General features: G+C 71.8%; 1 protein-coding gene. It reads right to left on the bottom strand.

Annotated features, from left to right (window positions below):
• Positions 1-1,025 (bottom strand): acyltransferase domain-containing protein (locus tag Cco03nite_RS42025; RefSeq protein ID WP_203699635.1); only part of this gene is annotated, 1,025 nt, incomplete at both ends.

Genomic DNA, 1,025 nt, shown 5'->3' with positions numbered 1-1,025 from the left:
GTGACTGACCGCCAGCCTGCGCCCGTTCACCCCCAGCGCGGCAACGACCGCGTCCACGGCCTGCTCGTCGCCGGAGATCACCACCGAGGCCGGACCGTTCACCGCCGCGATACCCACCGCCGTAGCCGGACGACCAACCGCCGCGCTGCCCACCGCCGACGCTGAATCGTCGCCAGCGGTGCTACCCACCTGGCCCGCGTGCTGACCGGTCAGCGACGCCGGATCGTCAGCATTCTGCTCGGCCAAGCCGGCGATGGCCTGCTCGACCTGCTCGCGGGACGCCCGCACCGCGACCATCGCACCACCGGCAGGCAACGCCTGCATCAACCGACCCCGCGCAGCCACCAGCGTCGCCGCATCCGCCAGCGACAGCACCCCGGCCACATGCGCCGCCGCGATCTCACCGATCGAATGGCCCGCCACGAAGTCGGGCGTCACACCCAGCGACTCCGCGAGACGGAACAGCGCGACCTCCACCGCGAACAATGCGGGCTGGGTCAGACCGGTCTGGTCCAGACCGTCCCCGGACGCGATCGCGTCCCGCAGCGAGCGGCCCAGCAACAGGTCCAGGACAGCGCACACCTCGTCGAACGCCGCCGCATAAACCGGGAACGACTCATACAGGCCCAAGCCCATGCCCACCCGCTGCGCACCCTGACCCGTGAACAGCAGCGCCAGCGCACCCTTGGCCGCCGAACCACCAGCAGTGCCGTCGGCGACCGCTCGCAGGCCGGAGAGCAGCTCGTCACGATCCGCGCCGACGATCACCGCACGGTGCTCGAACACGGTCCGGGTGAACGCGAGCGACCAGGCCAGGTCCATGAGATCGGGCGACCCGGCCGCGACGTGATCGTGCAGGGCGAGCGCCTGCGCCTGCAGCGCGTCCGCGCTGTGTCCGGTGACGACGATCGGGGCGACGGGGAGTCCGGCGGAAGGTGCGCCGGCCGGCTCCTCGTCCTGCGGGGCCTGTTCGAGGATGACGTGCGCGTTCGTGCCGCTGATCCCGAAGGACGACACCGCGGCCC

The sequence above is a fragment of the Catellatospora coxensis genome (genome assembly GCF_016862635.1).
Lineage (GTDB): Bacteria > Actinomycetota > Actinomycetes > Mycobacteriales > Micromonosporaceae > Catellatospora > Catellatospora coxensis.
The sequence above is the reverse complement of the archived record's forward strand: the minus strand, read 5'-3'. Positions and strand labels throughout refer to the sequence as shown.